Source organism: Actinoplanes sp. NPDC019969, assembly GCF_055562375.1.
In genome coordinates this window covers 93,339-108,003 of the sequence record NZ_JBVHFK010000007.1, presented here as the reverse complement: position 1 = coordinate 108,003, position 14,665 = coordinate 93,339, and the positions used below count along the sequence as shown (strand labels likewise).

17 protein-coding genes are annotated in these 14,665 nt (G+C 72.6%); 9 read left to right on the top strand and 8 right to left on the bottom strand.

Annotated elements, in window-relative coordinates; all coding sequences use genetic code 11:
- The first annotated feature begins 36 nt into the window (after positions 1–36).
- The 4 genes from ACZ3II_RS21705 to ACZ3II_RS21690 are packed head-to-tail and all read left to right on the top strand — an operon-like array spanning position 37 to position 2,680.
- The gene (locus tag ACZ3II_RS21705; protein WP_465519506.1) at positions 37–396 is read left to right on the top strand and encodes a DUF4406 domain-containing protein; all 360 of its coding nucleotides are present in this window, start codon (positions 37–39) and stop codon (positions 394–396) included.
- A complete protein-coding gene (locus ACZ3II_RS21700; protein WP_465519505.1) occupies positions 393–989 on the top strand; it encodes an NUDIX domain-containing protein in 597 nt (198 codons plus the stop codon). Before ACZ3II_RS21705 ends, ACZ3II_RS21700 begins: the two co-directional genes overlap by 4 nt.
- A 31-nt stretch (positions 990–1,020) precedes the next feature.
- Positions 1,021–2,376, top strand: a complete 1,356-nt coding sequence (locus ACZ3II_RS21695; RefSeq protein ID WP_465519504.1) for an alpha/beta hydrolase family protein — start codon at positions 1,021–1,023, stop codon at positions 2,374–2,376.
- A 34-nt stretch (positions 2,377–2,410) separates the two neighbouring features.
- Positions 2,411–2,680 (top strand): hypothetical protein, encoded by a 270-nt coding sequence (locus ACZ3II_RS21690; protein WP_465519503.1) that lies wholly within the window; start codon positions 2,411–2,413, stop codon positions 2,678–2,680.
- 14 nt (positions 2,681–2,694) lie between these two features.
- Here the strand turns inward: ACZ3II_RS21690 and ACZ3II_RS21685 are convergent, their stop codons facing one another.
- From ACZ3II_RS21685 to ACZ3II_RS21665, 5 genes are all read right to left on the bottom strand, one after another.
- The gene (locus tag ACZ3II_RS21685; protein WP_465519502.1) at positions 2,695–3,459 is read right to left on the bottom strand and encodes a hypothetical protein; all 765 of its coding nucleotides are present in this window, start codon (positions 3,457–3,459) and stop codon (positions 2,695–2,697) included.
- An 11-nt stretch (positions 3,460–3,470) separates the two neighbouring features.
- The gene (locus ACZ3II_RS21680) at positions 3,471–3,803 is read right to left on the bottom strand and encodes a hypothetical protein (RefSeq protein WP_465519501.1); all 333 of its coding nucleotides are present in this window, start codon (positions 3,801–3,803) and stop codon (positions 3,471–3,473) included.
- Position 3,804: 1 nt separating this feature from the next.
- Complete coding sequence (locus ACZ3II_RS21675) at positions 3,805–4,467, bottom strand: hypothetical protein (protein WP_465519500.1); 663 nt, start codon at positions 4,465–4,467, stop codon at positions 3,805–3,807.
- Positions 4,468–4,616: 149 nt separating this feature from the next.
- A complete protein-coding gene (locus ACZ3II_RS21670; RefSeq protein WP_465519499.1) occupies positions 4,617–5,018 on the bottom strand; it encodes a hypothetical protein in 402 nt (133 codons plus the stop codon).
- On the bottom strand, positions 5,019–5,939 hold the full coding sequence (locus tag ACZ3II_RS21665) for a LysR family transcriptional regulator (RefSeq protein ID WP_465519498.1): 921 nt from the start codon (positions 5,937–5,939) through the stop codon (positions 5,019–5,021). It lies immediately after the preceding gene.
- Positions 5,940–6,041: 102 nt separating this feature from the next.
- Between ACZ3II_RS21665 and ACZ3II_RS21660 the strand changes: the two genes are divergently transcribed.
- Complete coding sequence (locus ACZ3II_RS21660; protein WP_465519497.1) at positions 6,042–9,389, top strand: bifunctional proline dehydrogenase/L-glutamate gamma-semialdehyde dehydrogenase; 3,348 nt, start codon at positions 6,042–6,044, stop codon at positions 9,387–9,389.
- An 84-nt stretch (positions 9,390–9,473) separates the two neighbouring features.
- On the opposite strand, the gene ACZ3II_RS21655 is transcribed toward ACZ3II_RS21660, so the two are convergent.
- Entirely contained in the window at positions 9,474–10,166 is a 693-nt protein-coding gene (locus ACZ3II_RS21655; RefSeq protein ID WP_465519496.1) for a hypothetical protein, read from the bottom strand.
- Between the two features lie 199 nt (positions 10,167–10,365).
- A complete protein-coding gene (locus tag ACZ3II_RS21650; protein ID WP_465519495.1) occupies positions 10,366–10,989 on the bottom strand; it encodes a maleylpyruvate isomerase N-terminal domain-containing protein in 624 nt (207 codons plus the stop codon).
- 67 nt (positions 10,990–11,056) lie between these two features.
- Between ACZ3II_RS21650 and ACZ3II_RS21645 the strand changes: the two genes are divergently transcribed.
- Entirely contained in the window at positions 11,057–11,962 is a 906-nt protein-coding gene (locus ACZ3II_RS21645; RefSeq protein WP_465519494.1) for a class I SAM-dependent methyltransferase, read from the top strand.
- Here the strand turns inward: ACZ3II_RS21645 and ACZ3II_RS21640 are convergent.
- The gene (locus ACZ3II_RS21640) at positions 11,922–12,404 is read right to left on the bottom strand and encodes an Lrp/AsnC family transcriptional regulator (protein WP_465519493.1); all 483 of its coding nucleotides are present in this window, start codon (positions 12,402–12,404) and stop codon (positions 11,922–11,924) included. The genes ACZ3II_RS21645 and ACZ3II_RS21640 overlap by 41 nt on opposite strands.
- A 104-nt stretch (positions 12,405–12,508) precedes the next feature.
- Here ACZ3II_RS21640 and ACZ3II_RS21635 point away from each other — a divergent pair, with 104 nt between their 5' ends.
- From ACZ3II_RS21635 to ACZ3II_RS21625, 3 genes are all read left to right on the top strand, one after another.
- Positions 12,509–13,540 carry a Glu/Leu/Phe/Val dehydrogenase dimerization domain-containing protein gene (locus ACZ3II_RS21635; protein ID WP_465519492.1) on the top strand — a complete coding sequence of 344 codons (1,032 nt, stop codon included), beginning with the start codon at positions 12,509–12,511 and terminating at the stop codon, positions 13,538–13,540.
- The gene (locus ACZ3II_RS21630) at positions 13,534–13,983 is read left to right on the top strand and encodes a hypothetical protein (RefSeq protein WP_465519491.1); all 450 of its coding nucleotides are present in this window, start codon (positions 13,534–13,536) and stop codon (positions 13,981–13,983) included. Before ACZ3II_RS21635 ends, ACZ3II_RS21630 begins: the two co-directional genes overlap by 7 nt.
- A gap of 63 nt (positions 13,984–14,046) precedes the next feature.
- A complete protein-coding gene (locus ACZ3II_RS21625) occupies positions 14,047–14,661 on the top strand; it encodes an RraA family protein (RefSeq protein ID WP_465519490.1) in 615 nt (204 codons plus the stop codon).
- Positions 14,662–14,665 lie beyond the last annotated feature (4 nt).

Genomic DNA, 14,665 nt, shown 5'->3' with positions numbered 1-14,665 from the left:
CGATTATTGCGCGTTTGCCAGTGTAGGTTACCGGCCATGATGATTCTGATCGCCGGACCCTACCGCTCCGGCACCGGTGACGACCCCGCCCTGCTCAGGGCCAACCTGCGCCGTCTCGAGGAGGCCGCCTGGCCGATCTTCCAGGCCGGCCACGTGCCGATGATCGGCGAGTGGGTGGCCCTTCCGGTGCTGCGCGGCGCCGGTGGCACGAGCGTCGCCGACCCGATCGCCGAGCACATCATGTACCCGGCGGCGGAACGTCTCCTGGAGGCGTGCGACGCGGTGCTGCGGCTGCCGGGCGCGTCGAGGGGTGCCGACCAGGACGTGGCAATCGCGCAAAAACGCGGAATTCCCGTCTATCACAGCCTGGCCGAGGTCCCGGGATACGCGGGATGAGCGGCAACCCGAACGTCGTCGTCCGCGATGTCGAGCTGATCGCGAAGGCCTGGCACACGCTGCGCCGCACCACCTTCGACTACCGCGGGCGGGACGGCAGCTGGTCGCGGCAGCAGCGGGAGACGTACGACCGGGGCGACGGCGCGACCGTCCTGCTCTACGACCCGGGTCGCCGGACGGTACTGCTGACCAGGCAGTTCCGTTATCCGGTGTACGTCAACGGCCACCCCGACGGGATGTTCCTGGAGACCGCCGCCGGCCTGCTCGACGGCGACGACCCGGCCGCCGCGATCCGCCGTGAGGCGGCCGAGGAGCTGGGCGTGACGGTCGGCGAGCTGACCGAGGTCTTCAAGGTCTGGACCAGCCCCGGCTCGGTGACCGAGCGGCTGCACTGTTTCGCCGCGCCGTACTCCGCGGCCTCCCGCACCTCCGGCGGCGGCGGGCTCGCCGAGGAGGGTGAGGACATCGAGGCGGTGGAGCTGTCGTTCGATGCCGCGCTGAAGATGATCGGGACCGGGGAGATCGCCGACGCCAAGACGATCATGCTGCTGCAGTGGGCGGCGCTGCACGGGGTCCTTGACAGGGATCGGTGACGGTCATTGGATGTTACCGGGAGGTAACGCGATGATCATTCGCCGGGCCGTACTCGTCGCCGCACTGATCGCCGGGATCCTGACCGGATCACCGGCGGCGGCAGCCGAACCCGGGTGCTCCGCCCCCACGCCGAGCACCACGAGACCCGGCTATCTGGTCGCCGATCCGGACTGCGGGCTGGACGGCGCCCCGTTCACCGCGCTGCCCGGCGCCCGCACCCACACCGGGGTCCGGGACGGCGCGGCGTACCGGATCGAGGTCCCGGACCGCTGGAACGGGCAGCTCGTCGTCTACGCCCACGGCTACCGCGGGACCGGCACGACCGTCCACGTCAGCGACCCGGACCTGCGGGCGCACTACATCGCCCGGGGTTACGCGTGGGCGGCGTCCAGCTACGCCACCAACGGGTACGACGTGGGCCAGGGCGTCCGGGACACGCACGCGCTGATCGGCGTCTTCCGGCAGGTCACCGGGAAACGGCCGCGGGACGTCTACATCACCGGCGCGTCGATGGGCGGCCACGTCACCGCGGTCGCCGTCGAGGAGTTCCCGCGGTCCTTCACCGGCGCGATGCCGTACTGCGGGGTTCTCGGCGACACCGAGCTGTTCGACTACTTCCTCGACGCCAATGTCACCGCGGCCGCTCTCGCGGACGTCGACATCGCGTTCCCGCTGCAGCCGGACGCGGGTTTCCCGGCCCGCTGGGCGCAGCAGGTGGGAGAGATCACGACCAGTTTGACCGGTACGGAGGCCGGCCGCACCTGGTCCGACGTGCTGGAACGGCGCTCCGGCGGGGAGCGGCCCGGTTTCCCGGGGGCGTTCGCCTACTGGAACGCCGCGTCGCAGGGCGGCCTGCCGTTCCTGTTCAGCGTGTACCCCGGCCTGACCGGCGGGACCGCGGGCATCGCGCCGGGCAACGTCACCGACAACCGGCGCACGCTGTACCGGGCCACCGACGGGTGGCGGCTCACCGCGACGGAACGGCGGCTGAACGCGGAGGTGCTGCGGGTGCGGCGGACCGCGTACGCCGACCCGGGCCTCTCCGGGATCCCCCGCGTCGACGGCCGCCCGCCGGTCCCGGTGCTGTCCCTGCACGGGATCGGCGACCTGTTCGTCCCGTTCTCGATGGAGCAGGAGTACGCCCGCCGCGCCGCCGCCAACGGCCGGTCCCGCCTGTTCGTGTCCCGGGCGGTTCGCGACGTCACGCACTGCGGTTTCACCCAGGACGAGCTGAAACGCGGCTTCGACGACCTGATCACCTGGACCCGTACCGGCCGCCGCCCGTCCGGCGACGCGATCCTGGACCGCCGCACGGTCGCCGCCCCGGACTTCGGCTGCCGCTTCACCACCCGTACCCGGCCGCAGTTCCCCGCCTGTCCCGAGTGATCGATCGCGGTGATCGTTGCGGCATAGTGGATCCGTGCTGCCCCGACCGCCCCGCATCTTCGCGGCCGATGAGATCCTCACCGGCCGCGTGCAACTCGACGCCTACCCGTTCCGCTACATCTACATCGTCCCGTCCGGGGCGTCGCTGCTCGCCGGCGGCGGCAGGTACCGGTTCAAGACCGGCAACAACGGCCCGCCCGACGAGATGCTGTCCGCGGTGGAGTTCCTGGAGACCCGCCACTGGGAGCTGGTGACCATCGACATCAGCGGCCACGTGTGCTGCATGCGCCGGGTACGGGTCTGAGGCTCAGGCCGCCGTCACCGGTTGACCGCCTGCGGCCAGGAGCCGCCGGGGAACACGTCGTTGTTGTTGTTGATGATCCGCGCCTCGGTCATCGCGCTCACGCTGTCCACCATGTGCCGGGTGGCACGCTTGAGGATCTCCAGGATGGCGGTGAGGGCCGAGGCGACCGCGTCGGCGACCGTGTCGATGGCCTCCAGGATGCCGAAGACGGTGCTGATCTCGATGGCCGCCTCGATGATCGACTCGACCAGGTCGATGACCGGCTGGGTGACGTCGACCAGGAAGGCGGTGTTGAGCGCGGCGACGTCGACGAGCCACTGGCCGGTGTCCTTGACGACGTTGGTGGTGCCCTGCAGCGCCTTCTCCTGGCCCCACCGCTTCTCCCGGTAGGCGTCGCCGGCCTCGCCGCCCCAGGCGTGCAGGCCGTTGGGCCGGATGTCCCGCGCGATGCTGACCGCCCCGCTGAGCTTCGGGAGCACGTCCTCGACCCAGCCCCGGCTGCGGTGGATCAGCGAGACGATCGGCGTGGACGACTCCAGGATCCGGCCGATCTCCTGGGCGACCTGCAGCAGTTGTTCGTTGAGCCGGTCGACCCGCTCCTGGACCTTGTCGCTGAAGAGCATGACCGCGACGGGCGAGATGTACGACGCCGTCCGCATGCAGTCGTTGATGTTCGCGATGAGGCCGTGGAACTCCGGCGTGATCCGGTTGACCTCGGTGTTCAGCTTGTCGATCGCCGCCTGCAGGGTCGCCTCGGCGACGGAGTGGTCGGGTGCCATCGTCGTCTCCCCTACTTGCCGTAGATCCGGACGAAGGCGGCCGCCGTCGTCCGGTCGCTGCCGTCGTACTCGTCCTGGGCGATGCGCAGCGCCCCGGCGATCTGGTCGAACTCCGCCTCGGCGTCCTTGAGCAGCGTCTGGACCAGGTTGAAGATGTCGTCGTACGCCTGGGACAGCGTGGTCGCGGTCATCGGGTCACCGCAGAAGAACGCCATCGGGCTCAGCCCGAGCCCGCCCGCGATCCCGCGCTGCTTCTCCATCAGCCCGGCGAGTTCCACCCACTTCTTCGCCTCGTCCTCGAGCGCCTCGCGGACGACACGGACCTCTCCTCGGTTCTCCGGCATCTCACTCGTCCCCCGTCTCGCGGTCGCCCGCGCTGTCGTTGCTCGCGCTGTCGTTGCCCGCGCGCAGTGCCCGCAGCGCCCGGAGCACGTCCTGCTCGATCGCCGCGGCGTCGGCCGGCCCGATGGTGTCCCGCACCGTGATCTCCCCGACGTCCCCGCCCCGGACCAGGACCGTCACGAGCCGGTGCGGGCCGTGCAGGGTGCGGTCGCCGGGCCGGGCCGCCCGGCGGCGCTCCCGGTGGTACTGCCGCTCGTACTGGCGGTCCTCGATGGCGCGCAGCCGTTCCCGCAGCTCGTCGAAGCTCGGCGCCCGGAAACTCCCGGCGGGTTCGGCCGGCGGGGAGGGCGCGGGGCCGGGCTCGGCGGCGTCCATCGCGCGGGTGAGCGATCCGACGACCTCAGTCATGGCCGCCTGGTACGCCGCGAACAGCGCCGGGCCCAGGGCCGCCGGCGACCGGCGCGGGAAGCGGTCCCGGTCCACCCGGACCGCCGTCACCCGCCCGGTCCCGTCGGCCGTCACCGTGGCCAGCCCGCCGGGATCGCTGCCGCGGAAGCGGGCGCCGGTGTCCCGCGGCGCGCTCCGCGGGAACTCTTCCATCGACGCGGCGATCCGTTCGAGAGCGGCGGCCGGGCCGGCCGCGGCGCCGTAGCTGAATTCGGTCATCGGATTCCCCCCGTTCCGCGCCACCGCGGTGTGCGGCCACGACGGCGCGCCGTCATGCTCCGGCCGCGCCGTCGGGCGGCCGGGACCACAAGATCAGACACTGACGTGGTCGGTTCGTCAATGTCTCGTCATGTTCCGAGCAGAATGTCTCAGTCGGCGGATCCCGCCGAGCCGTAGAGCCCTGGGCCGCCGATCTCGTCCTCGGGGAGCCGGGTCGGGTCGAGGCTCCACCGCCCGGATCCAGCCGTGGTGGGACCAGCCGCGCTCGTTGCCGGAGTACTGCACCTCGCCGAGCTCCCGGCCGGCCGGGCCATCCAGGCCACCAGGTCCGGGTTCTCCTCGGCGGCCAGCAGGGCGTGCATGTCGCGGCGGCCGTGCGCGAGGGTCCATCCGCGGACCGGCGGGGTCACGAAGACGCCCTCCCGGTAGGCGCGGTCGACGCCCTCGCCCCCGGGGCATTCCGCCAGGCCGGTCAGCCGCAGCGCGGCGGCGACGTCACGGGACGGGCGGTCCCGTACGGCGATCCCGCTCGCCTCGAACCCGAAGGACATTCACGCATCGTCGCAGGTGGATGCCGTACCGGAAAGAACGTTCTTCTCCAGGATGTCGCGGAAGGCGCGCGCCGCCGGTGACGCCGCGCCCGCCAGGCGTTGCGCGGTGAAGATGGTGCGCCGCGGCGATCCCTCCAGCTCCAGCAGCCGGGCCGTGCTGCCGCGCCCGGCCCAGATCAGGTCCGGGATGAGCGCGACCGCGTTGCCCGACTCGACCAGGCGCATGTGGGCCTGCAGGTCCGCGGTCTCGTAGCGGACGTCCGGCTCGAACCCGGCCCGCCGGCACAGCTGCTCGGCGAAATGCCGGGACGCGGCGCCACGCGGCTCCATCACCCACGGCATGTCCCGGGCGGTCTCCAGGGAATCGACCGGGCGCAGCGACTCGGCCTCGGACGGCAGGGCCAGCCGGATCGCGTCGGTGGTGAGGTCGCGCCGGTCCAGGCCGGGGTGGTGTGGCGCGGCATGGGCGGGGTACTGCTCGGCGATCACCATGTCGAAGTCGCGGGCCCAGGTTTCACGAAGTGCCTCTTCGGGCTCCCGCTGGATCATCTCGACCCGCACATCGGGGTAAAGGGAGGCCATGGCGCGAAGCGTGGCGGGCATGAAGGCCAGCGCCGCCGACTGGAAGACGGCCACCCGGACCCGGCCGGTGACCCGGGTCGCCGAGGCCTGCAACCGGGCCTCGGCGCGCTCCAGGGTGTCCAGGACCTCGCCGACCTCGGCGACCAGCACCTCGGCCTGCGGGGTGAGCTGGACCCGGCGGCCGGCCTTGCGCAGCAGCTGGGTGCCGGTCTCCTTCTCCAGCTGGCTGAGCTGCTGGCTGACCGCGGACGGGGTGAAGTTGAGCGCCTCGGCGACGGCCGCGATGGTCCCGCGAATGGCGAGTTCGCGCAGCAGCACGAGACGGCGGATCTCCAGCATCCGCTCACGTTAGCCGAACTTAAGAGTACTGCTCATAAAGCATCGCTTTTCCTAAGCGCTTTCAGGGCTTCAGACTGTGGCGCAGAACGGAAGGAGTTCCCGATGTCTGAGATCGCCGCAGAGACGATCGCCCTTGTCCGGCGCTGGCTGCGCGAGGCCGCGGACGTCCCGGTCGGCGGTTCGGCCGCGCAGCTCGCCGCTGTGCTGCGCGATCCGAAGGGCCTGGCGTTCACCGTCGGTTTCGTCGACGGCGTGATCCGCCCGGAGGATCTCCGGGTCAGCGCCCGGACCCTGAACTCCCTGGCCAAGGACGTGCCCGCGTTCCTGCCGCCGCACCTGCGGCTCGCGGTGAAGGCCGGCGGCGCCCTCGCCCCGATCATGCCCGGTGTGGTCGTCCCGGTGGCCCGGCGCGCGCTGCGGCACATGGTCGGCCACCTGATCGTCGACGCCACCGACGCCAGGCTCGGCAAGGCGATCAAGCGCATCCGGTCGCGGAACGTCCGGCTCAACGTCAACCTGCTCGGCGAGGCCGTCCTCGGCAAGCAGGAGGCGCGGCAGCGCCTGCGCAGCACCGAGAAGCTGCTGAGCCGCCCCGACGTCGACTACGTGTCGATCAAGGTCTCCTCCGCCGTCGCCCCGCACAACCCGTGGGCCTTCGACGAGGCCGTCGAGGAGATCACCGAGCAGCTCCTGCCCCTGTTCACCCTGGCCGCGCGGACCGGCAAGTTCGTGAACCTCGACATGGAGGAGTACAAGGACCTCGACCTCACGATCGCGGTCTTCACGAAGCTCCTCGACCGGCCCGAGCTGCTCGGCCTGGAGGCCGGCATCGTGCTCCAGGCGTACCTGCCGGACGCGCTCGGCGCGATGATCCGCCTGCAGGAGTGGTCCGCGGCCCGGCGCGAGCGCGGCGGCGCCGGCATCAAGGTCCGCCTCGTCAAGGGCGCGAACCTGCCGATGGAACGGGTCGAGGCGGAACTGCACGGCTGGCCGGTCGCGACCTGCGACAGCAAGCAGGCCACCGACACCAACTACAAGCGGGTCCTCGGTTACGCGCTGCACCCGGACCGGATCCGGAACGTGCGGCTCGGGGTGGCCGGGCACAACCTGTTCGACATCGCGTACGCGTGGCTTCTCGCCGGCGAGCGCGAGGTCCGCGACGGCATCGAGTTCGAGATGCTGCTCGGCATGGCCGAGGGCCAGGCGGAGGCGGTCCGGCGCGAGGTCGGCGGTCTGCTGCTCTACACCCCGGTGGTACGCCCGGAGCAGTTCGACGTCGCCATCGCGTACCTGATCCGCCGCCTCGAGGAGGGCGCGAGCCCGGACAACTTCATGTCCGCGGTGTTCGAGCTGCACACTCACCAGGAGCTGTTCGAGCGGGAGCAGAACCGCTTCCTGGCGTCGCTCGCCGATCTCGACGAGGTGGTCCCGCAGCCGAACCGGGTCGCCGACCGTTTCGCCGCCGTCCCGCGCAGCGTCCCGGGCCTGTTCGAGAACGTCCCGGACACCGACCCGGCGGTGGCGAGCAACCGCGACCGGGCTCGCCTCGTCCTGAAGGATCTGGACATCTCGGCGATCGAGGTGCCGCGGATCCACGACCGGGCGCACCTGGACGAGGCCGTCGAGAAGGCCGCCGCCGCGAATTGGGGCGCCGCCGACCGCCGGGCCGTCCTGCACGCCGTCGGCGACGCCCTGGAAGCCCACCGGGACACCCTGCTGCGGGTGATGGCCGCCGAGGCCGGCAAGACCGTCGACCAGGCCGACCCGGAGATCTCCGAGGCGATCGACTTCGCCCACTACTACGCCGAGCTGAGCGCCGCGCTCCAGGAGACCGACGGCGCGGTCCCGGTCCCGGCCCGGCTCACCCTGGTCACGCCGCCGTGGAACTTCCCGGTCGCGATCCCGGCCGGTTCGGTGCTGGCCGCCCTCGCCGCCGGGTCGTCGGTGGTGCTGAAGCCGGCCGGGCCGACCGAGCGCTGCGGCGCCGTGCTCGCCGGGATCGTCCGGGACGCGCTGTCCGCCGCCGGCGCCGACGCCGACCTGCTGACCCTGCTGCAGGTGGACGAGGGCACGCTGGGCCGGGAGCTGATCGCGCACCCGCTGGTCGACCGGGTGATCCTGACCGGCGCGTACGAGACCGCCGAGCTGTTCCGGTCGTTCCGTGCCGACCTGCCGCTGCTCGCCGAGACCAGCGGCAAGAACGCGATCATCGTGACCCCCAGCGCCGACCTGGACCTGGCCGTCAAGGACGTGGTGTCGTCGGCGTTCGGGCACGCGGGGCAGAAGTGCTCGGCCGCGTCGCTGGTCGTGCTGGTCGGTTCGGTGGCCCGGTCGCAGCGGTTCCGCACCCAGCTGCTGGACGCGGTGGCCTCCCTCGACGTCGGGTACCCGGCCGAGCTGCGTACCAAGATGGGCCCGCTGGTCGAGCCGGCCGCGGGCAAGCTGCTCGACGGCCTGACCACGCTCGGCGCCGGGGAACGCTGGCTGCTCGAGCCCCGCAAGCTGGACGACTCGGGCAAGCTGTGGAGCCCGGGCGTGCGGGACGGGGTGCGGCGCGGCTCGGAGTACCACCGCGTCGAGTACTTCGGCCCGATCCTCGGCATCATGACCGCGGACACCCTGGACGAGGCGATCGACATCGTCAACGAGGTCGACTTCGGGCTCACGTCGGGGCTGCACTCGCTGGACGCGGGCGAGATCCGTACCTGGCTGGACCGGGTGCAGGCGGGCAACCTGTACGTCAACCGGGGCATCACCGGCGCGATCGTACGGCGGCAGCCGTTCGGTGGCTGGAAGAAGTCCGCGGTCGGCCCCGGCACCAAGGCGGGCGGCCCGAACTACCTGGTCGGCCTCACCGGCTGGGAGCCGCGCCCGGCGACGTCCGGCGCGGAGATCAGCCACCCCGGGGTGCGGGCGCTGCTCGGCGACGCCCGGGACGTGCTGGACGCCGACGGGTACGCGAAGGTGGAGCGGGCCGCGCGCAGCGACGCCGCGTTCGGTTTCCGCACCCCGTCGGACGTGTCCGGCCTGGCCGTGGAGCGGAACGTGTTCCGGTACCTGCCGTGCCCCGTCACGGTCCGGTTCGCCGCCGGCGGATCGGTCGCCGACCTGGTCCGGGTGCTGGCCGCGGGCCTGCTCACCGGCGCCGAGGTGCGGGTCTCCAGCGCGGGGCCGCTGCCGGAGCGGCTGGCCGCCCGCTGCCCGTCGCTGACCGTCGAGGACGACGCGGCGTTCGCGGCCGGGCTGTCCGCGGGCCGGGTGCGGCTGGTCGGCGGTGACGCCACGGCGCTGGCCGAGGCCACCGGTGGGCGTCCCGACCTGGCGGTCTGGTCCGGTCCGGTGACCGAGGCGGGCCGGATCGAGCTGCTGCCGTTCCTGCGGGAGCAGGCGGTCAGCATCACCGCGCACCGGTTCGGCAATCCCCTGCCACTGGCCGCCGAGGTTCTGTAAAGGCTTTACCCCCGGGTACGCCCGGCCCGAGGTTCGCCCTCCGCGTTACTCCTCTTCCGCGGAGGGCGAACCCGTGTGCTCCGATCAGTCGAGCGACAGGCAGGTCGTGGACGTGACGGCCTTGCGGTCGGTGCGGGTGAACGTGCCGCCGCTGAACTTGTACCTGTAGGTCAGCTTCAGGTTCGGGCAGGCCTGCGGGTTGTCGCCGCCGACCCCGTGCGCGCGGACGGTCACCACGCCGCCACTGGCGCTCAGCTCCGTGACGTACGGGAAGTCGGCCTCGCCCACGTCCTTGAGCAGCACCCCGAGCCGGCGCGGCTTCTCGCCGGTGGCGCCGTCGAACACCTCGACGGTGCTCGGCCGGCGCGACGTGATCGGCTCGCAGCTGCGTGCCACCAGCGCGTCGTCCACCCCGTCGCCGGTCACGTCCCCGTACGACAGCTTCTGGACCTCGGTCTCCTGCCCGCCCTCGCACGCTGCGAGCGCGCGGAACCAGTTGCCGCCGTCACCGGGGTCGCTGGTCGGGGTGGGGTCGCCGGGGTCGCTGGTCGGCGTGGGCTTCTTGCCGCCGTTGCCGCCCTTGCCGGCCGGGGTGGTCTTCAGGCCGTTGTCCCCGGGGTCGGAGGTGGGCGTGGCGGTGGCGGCCGCGCCCGATCCGGTGGCGGATGCGGCGGGCGCGGTCGTGGTCGCCGGCGCCGCTGTCGTCGACTCGGAGCAGCCGGCGGCGAGCGCGACGGTGAGCGCGGCGGTGGTGAGCAGAGCAGCCTTCTTGAGCACGATCGTCCCCGTTGGTCACGTGGCGGCCTCCTCGGTCGGGCCGTCCCGGAGGAGACGTTAGGGGAATCGTGGGAGCGCTCCCTCACGCGTTCGTGCCATCCAGCCGTACGGGACACGAGCCCGCCTGAATTGCCCGCGATCGATGGATGCGCGCCGTCCCGCCACTGTGGCCGGGGACACTCCGGACGCACTCGTGGACCTAGACCACCGAGAAACCGGAAGGCAGGGGGTCGCGGCCGGTGAGCGCGCGCAGCGCGGGCAGGCCGTTGCCGGTGGCGGCGGCGATCCGGGCGGCGAGCGCGGCCGACTCGGCGATCGTCTCGAAGTCGAACTCCACCGGCACCCCGGCCGCGACCGCCGCGTCCGAGGCGTGCACCACCAGCTCGAACGTGCGGGTCGGCAGCCAGTCCCGCACCCGCATGCCGCCCGCCGCGGTCGCCACCAGGTCGTCGTCGGACGCCCCGGCCAGCGCCGCCGTGGCCTTGCCGATGAAGCCGCTGACCGCGGTCGCCGGCTGATCGCCGAGTTCGGCCCCGGTGCGCCGGGCATCCTCGGTGGACGCCCGGTGGGCGGCCGCGACCATCGCCGGCGGCGCGGTCCGGGCCATCCCGAAATAGGCCTCCGGCGCCGGGACCACCAGGGTCGGCGCCCGGTCCGCGAGAACGGCGGGGACCTGCCGCAGCGCCGAGCTGACGGTGTGCCCGAGCAGGTCGCGCAGGGTCCACTCGCCGAGGCCCGGGCCGTCCAGGCGCTCGAGCGGGATGCGGGACACCAGGTCGGCGAAGGCGATGGCGGCGGAACGGTACGTGCGGCGGTAGTCCATGCCACCAACCTGCCACGCCCGGGATATTCACGTGCGCCCCCACCGCGGGAACGACAGGATTCGATCCATGATTCATCAGCGCGCGCTGGAGTACCTGCTGGCGATCGAGGGCGTGGCCCTCCTCCGCTCGTTCACCGAGGACTCGGATCCGCGGTCCGGGCCCGCGCGGGTGGCCGAGATGCGCCGCCTGCTGGCCATGGACGACCTGGACACCGCGCCGGTCGCCGTCGGATGGGCGGGCACCGGGGACGGCTACCAGGTGTGGTCGCAAACCTACGACGACCCCGGCAACGGGCTGTTCGCGCCCGAGGAGGAGGTGGTCCACCGGATCCTCGGCGGGCTGCCGCCCGGGGTGGCGGTGGACGCGGCGTGCGGCACCGGGCGGCACAGCGCGTGGCTGGCCGGGCAGGGACATCAGGTCATCGGGGTGGACAGCTCCCCCGGCATGCTGGACCGGGCGCGAGTACGGGTTCCGGGCGCCGAGTTCCGCGCGGGCCCCCTGGAGAAGCTGCCGGTCCCGGACGCGCACGCCGACGTCGTGACGTGCTCGCTCGCGCTGACCCACGTGGGCGATCTGCGCCCGGTGTTCGCCGAGTTCGCCCGGGTGCTGCGGCCCGGCGGGCACCTGGTGGTGTCGGACATCTCCGCGGAGCTCAACGCGCTCGGCTCGGTGCCCCGGGTCCGGCTCGACGGCGGCCGCCCCGCGCTCATCACCAACCACCGGCACCGCGCCTCGGACTATCTCGGCGCGGCGCTGCCGGCCGGGTTCACACTGCGGTCGTGCGAGGAGCCGCGATGGGGCGCCCAGGCCGGAACCGACGCCACCCTGCCGGACACTCCCCTGGCGACCGGGCCGTGGGACCGCTGGCCGTGGTCCCTGCTGGACCTGGTCCCGCACGTCCGGGATCAGGTGTTCGCCGGCATCCCGGTCGTCATCGTCTGGCACTTCCAGCGGGATCCAGCGGGTCGATGACCCGGTTGCGGTGGTGCTGGTAGATCACCGAGCTGCGGAAACCCACCACCTCCCGGCGGCCGGAGAACCGGTCCATCAGGAACGCGTGCAGCTCCTCCACGCTCGGCACGGCCACATGCACCAGGAAGTCGTCGCCGCCGGCCAGCACGAACACCGACAGCACCTCGGGCAGGCCGGCCGCGTACGCCTTGAAGCCCTCGATCACCTCCCGGTTCAACGGGCGGACCTGGACGTTCAGCAGCGCCTCGACGTCCCGGCCGAGGGCGGTCAGGCTGACATCGGCGTGATACCCGGTGATCACCCCGCGGTCACGCAGAAGACGCACCCGCTCCAGACACGTCGACGGGGCGATGCCGACGGCACGGGCCAGGTCCCGGTTGGTCTGCCGGGCGTTCGACTGCAATTCCCGCACGATCGCCGAATCAACGTCATCCATGGCCATGATTCCGGAGGATATCCCGAACTTCCTTCGGCACAACGGTTTCGCCTCCGGCGGCCCTCCTAGTTTCAAGGCATCAATCCCTTCATCCGTACGGGAGATGCGCCATGCCCTTCAACCACCAGCACGTCGTCGTGGAACGGGGCGCCCGGACCGGGTTCCCGATCGTCGTGGCGGTGCACTCCACCGTGCTCGGGCCGGCGATCGGCGGGTGCCGCCTCGCCGTCTACGGCGACTGGCGGGACGGGCTCGACGACGCGCTCCGGCTGTCCGAGGCGATGACCGCCAAAGCCGCCCTGGCCGGCCTGCCCCACGGCGGCGGCAAGACCGTCGTCGCGCTCCCCCGCCCCGCCGGCGCGGCCGAACGGCGAACCGTGCTGCACGACGTCGGCGACGTGATCGAAGGGCTCGGCGGGATCTACGCGACCGGCCCCGACGTGGGCACCGGACCGGACGACATGGTGACCATCGGCGAACGCACCACGCACGTGCTGTGCCGGGACGGCGACTCGTCCCCGGGCACCGCGGCCGGGGTGATGGCGGCGCTGCGGGCGGTCGCCGCCGACCGGTTCGGATCACCGGAGCTGACCGGGCGCAGTTTCGCGGTGCTCGGCGTCGGCCGGGTGGGCACGCATCTGGTACGGCTGCTCACCGCGGCCGGGGCCCGGGTCGTCGCGTCGGATGTGGACGGCTCACGGCGTACCCCCGCCATCGCCGCCGGCGCGACCTGGACCGATCCGCGAACCTGTCTCACCGCGGAGGTGGACGTGCTGGTGCCCGCCGCGCTCGGCGGCGTCCTGACCCCGGCGGTGGTGCCCACGCTGCGCTGCGCGGCCGTCGCCGGGCCCGCCAACAACCAGCTCTCCACCGGCGAGGTGGCCGGCCTCCTGCACGACCGCGACATCCTGTGGGCGCCGGACGTCGTGGTCAGCGCCGGCGGCATCATCCACGCCATCGCCACCGAACTGCACCGGGAGACCCCGTCGCAGGTCGCCGCCCGGATCGACGGCATCGGCGACACCCTGTCCGGCATCCTGTCGGCGGCCCGGGAGACGGTGACCACCCCGGCGGAGGCGGCGTCCCGGCTGGCCCTGTTCCTGACCGCCACACCGATGATCAATACGATGGCGCCATGCTGACAGCGAAACGCACCGGGTTCTGGGGGAACACGTTCGATCTCGCCGAGGACGGCACACCGGTCACCGTCTGGGACACCGGCTGGTGGGCGAACGGCGGCCGGTTCGAGCTGGACGGGCGGGCCTACCACGTGCGCTCGAACACGTGGGGCACCCGCTGGTCCCTGCTCGACGACACCGGCGCGGTGGTCGCCGAAGCCGAGAAGGTCGGCCGGAAGAACTGGACCGTCCTGGCCGGCGGCCGGTCCTACACGTTCCGCCGCCCGTCGATGTTCAGCCACGACCAGCAGCTCGTCGACGGTGAGCGCGTCATCGGCGTGATCAAGCGGACCAGCGCGTGGAACCTGGACCTCGCCGCCGATCTGCCCGGCCTGCCGCTGCCGTTGCGGGTGTTCGTGGTGGGCATCCAGATCGCCCTGTACAAGGCCGCGGCCGCCGCTGCCTGACCCGGCGGCGCGGCCCGTATGGCAACCTGAACACCCGTTCGGGCCGCGCCGCTGGAGGACCTCATGACCGGATTCGCCGACATCCCGCCGACCACGCTCGCCGACGTGCTCGACCGCAGCCGCGTCATGGACATCGGGATCCGGCCGCTCTGGACGCCGGTGCCGCGGGTGGCCGGTCCGGCGTTCACGGTCCGGTGCCCGCCCGGCGACAACCTGATGCTGCACGCGGCAATCTACCGCGCCGAGCCGGGTTCGGTGGTGGTCGTCGAATCCGGCGATCTGGACCACGCCCTGGCCGGCGGCAACGTCTGCGCCGTCGCGCACCGGCGCGGCATCGCGGCGTTCGTCCTCGACGGGCTCATCCGGGACCTCGGCGAGGTACGGGAGATCGGCTTCCCGGTCTTCGCCCGCGGCGTCATCCCGATCCCCGGCACCAAGACCCGGCTCGGCGCCCACCACGAGCCGGTCCGCTGCGGCGGCGTCACCGTCGGCGCGGGCGACATCGTGGTCGCCGACGAGGAGGGCGTGGTGGTCGTCCCCGCCGCCCGGCACGACGAGGTCCTCGCCGCGGCCCGCGCCCGGCTCGCCAAGGAGGAGACGGAGACCCTCGACGACTGGGAGCGGGCCCACCGCGCCCGCATCGACAAGACCCTCGCCGAGCACGGCTTCCCCGCGTGACCGC

Coding starts and splice junctions, on each gene's coding strand:
- ACZ3II_RS21705 (WP_465519506.1), top strand. CDS start 37: ATGATGATTCTGATCGCCGGACCCTACCGCTCCGGCACCGGTGACGAC.
- ACZ3II_RS21700 (WP_465519505.1), top strand. CDS start 393: ATGAGCGGCAACCCGAACGTCGTCGTCCGCGATGTCGAGCTGATCGCG.
- ACZ3II_RS21695 (WP_465519504.1), top strand. CDS start 1,021: ATGATCATTCGCCGGGCCGTACTCGTCGCCGCACTGATCGCCGGGATC.
- ACZ3II_RS21685 (WP_465519502.1), bottom strand. CDS start 3,459: ATGGCACCCGACCACTCCGTCGCCGAGGCGACCCTGCAGGCGGCGATC.
- ACZ3II_RS21680 (WP_465519501.1), bottom strand. CDS start 3,803: ATGCCGGAGAACCGAGGAGAGGTCCGTGTCGTCCGCGAGGCGCTCGAG.
- ACZ3II_RS21675 (WP_465519500.1), bottom strand. CDS start 4,467: ATGACCGAATTCAGCTACGGCGCCGCGGCCGGCCCGGCCGCCGCTCTC.
- ACZ3II_RS21670 (WP_465519499.1), bottom strand. CDS start 5,018: ATGTCCTTCGGGTTCGAGGCGAGCGGGATCGCCGTACGGGACCGCCCG.
- ACZ3II_RS21665 (WP_465519498.1), bottom strand. CDS start 5,939: ATGCTGGAGATCCGCCGTCTCGTGCTGCTGCGCGAACTCGCCATTCGC.
- ACZ3II_RS21660 (WP_465519497.1), top strand. CDS start 6,042: ATGTCTGAGATCGCCGCAGAGACGATCGCCCTTGTCCGGCGCTGGCTG.
- ACZ3II_RS21650 (WP_465519495.1), bottom strand. CDS start 10,989: ATGGACTACCGCCGCACGTACCGTTCCGCCGCCATCGCCTTCGCCGAC.
- ACZ3II_RS21645 (WP_465519494.1), top strand. CDS start 11,057: ATGATTCATCAGCGCGCGCTGGAGTACCTGCTGGCGATCGAGGGCGTG.
- ACZ3II_RS21640 (WP_465519493.1), bottom strand. CDS start 12,404: ATGGCCATGGATGACGTTGATTCGGCGATCGTGCGGGAATTGCAGTCG.
- ACZ3II_RS21635 (WP_465519492.1), top strand. CDS start 12,509: ATGCCCTTCAACCACCAGCACGTCGTCGTGGAACGGGGCGCCCGGACC.
- ACZ3II_RS21630 (WP_465519491.1), top strand. CDS start 13,534: ATGCTGACAGCGAAACGCACCGGGTTCTGGGGGAACACGTTCGATCTC.
- ACZ3II_RS21625 (WP_465519490.1), top strand. CDS start 14,047: ATGACCGGATTCGCCGACATCCCGCCGACCACGCTCGCCGACGTGCTC.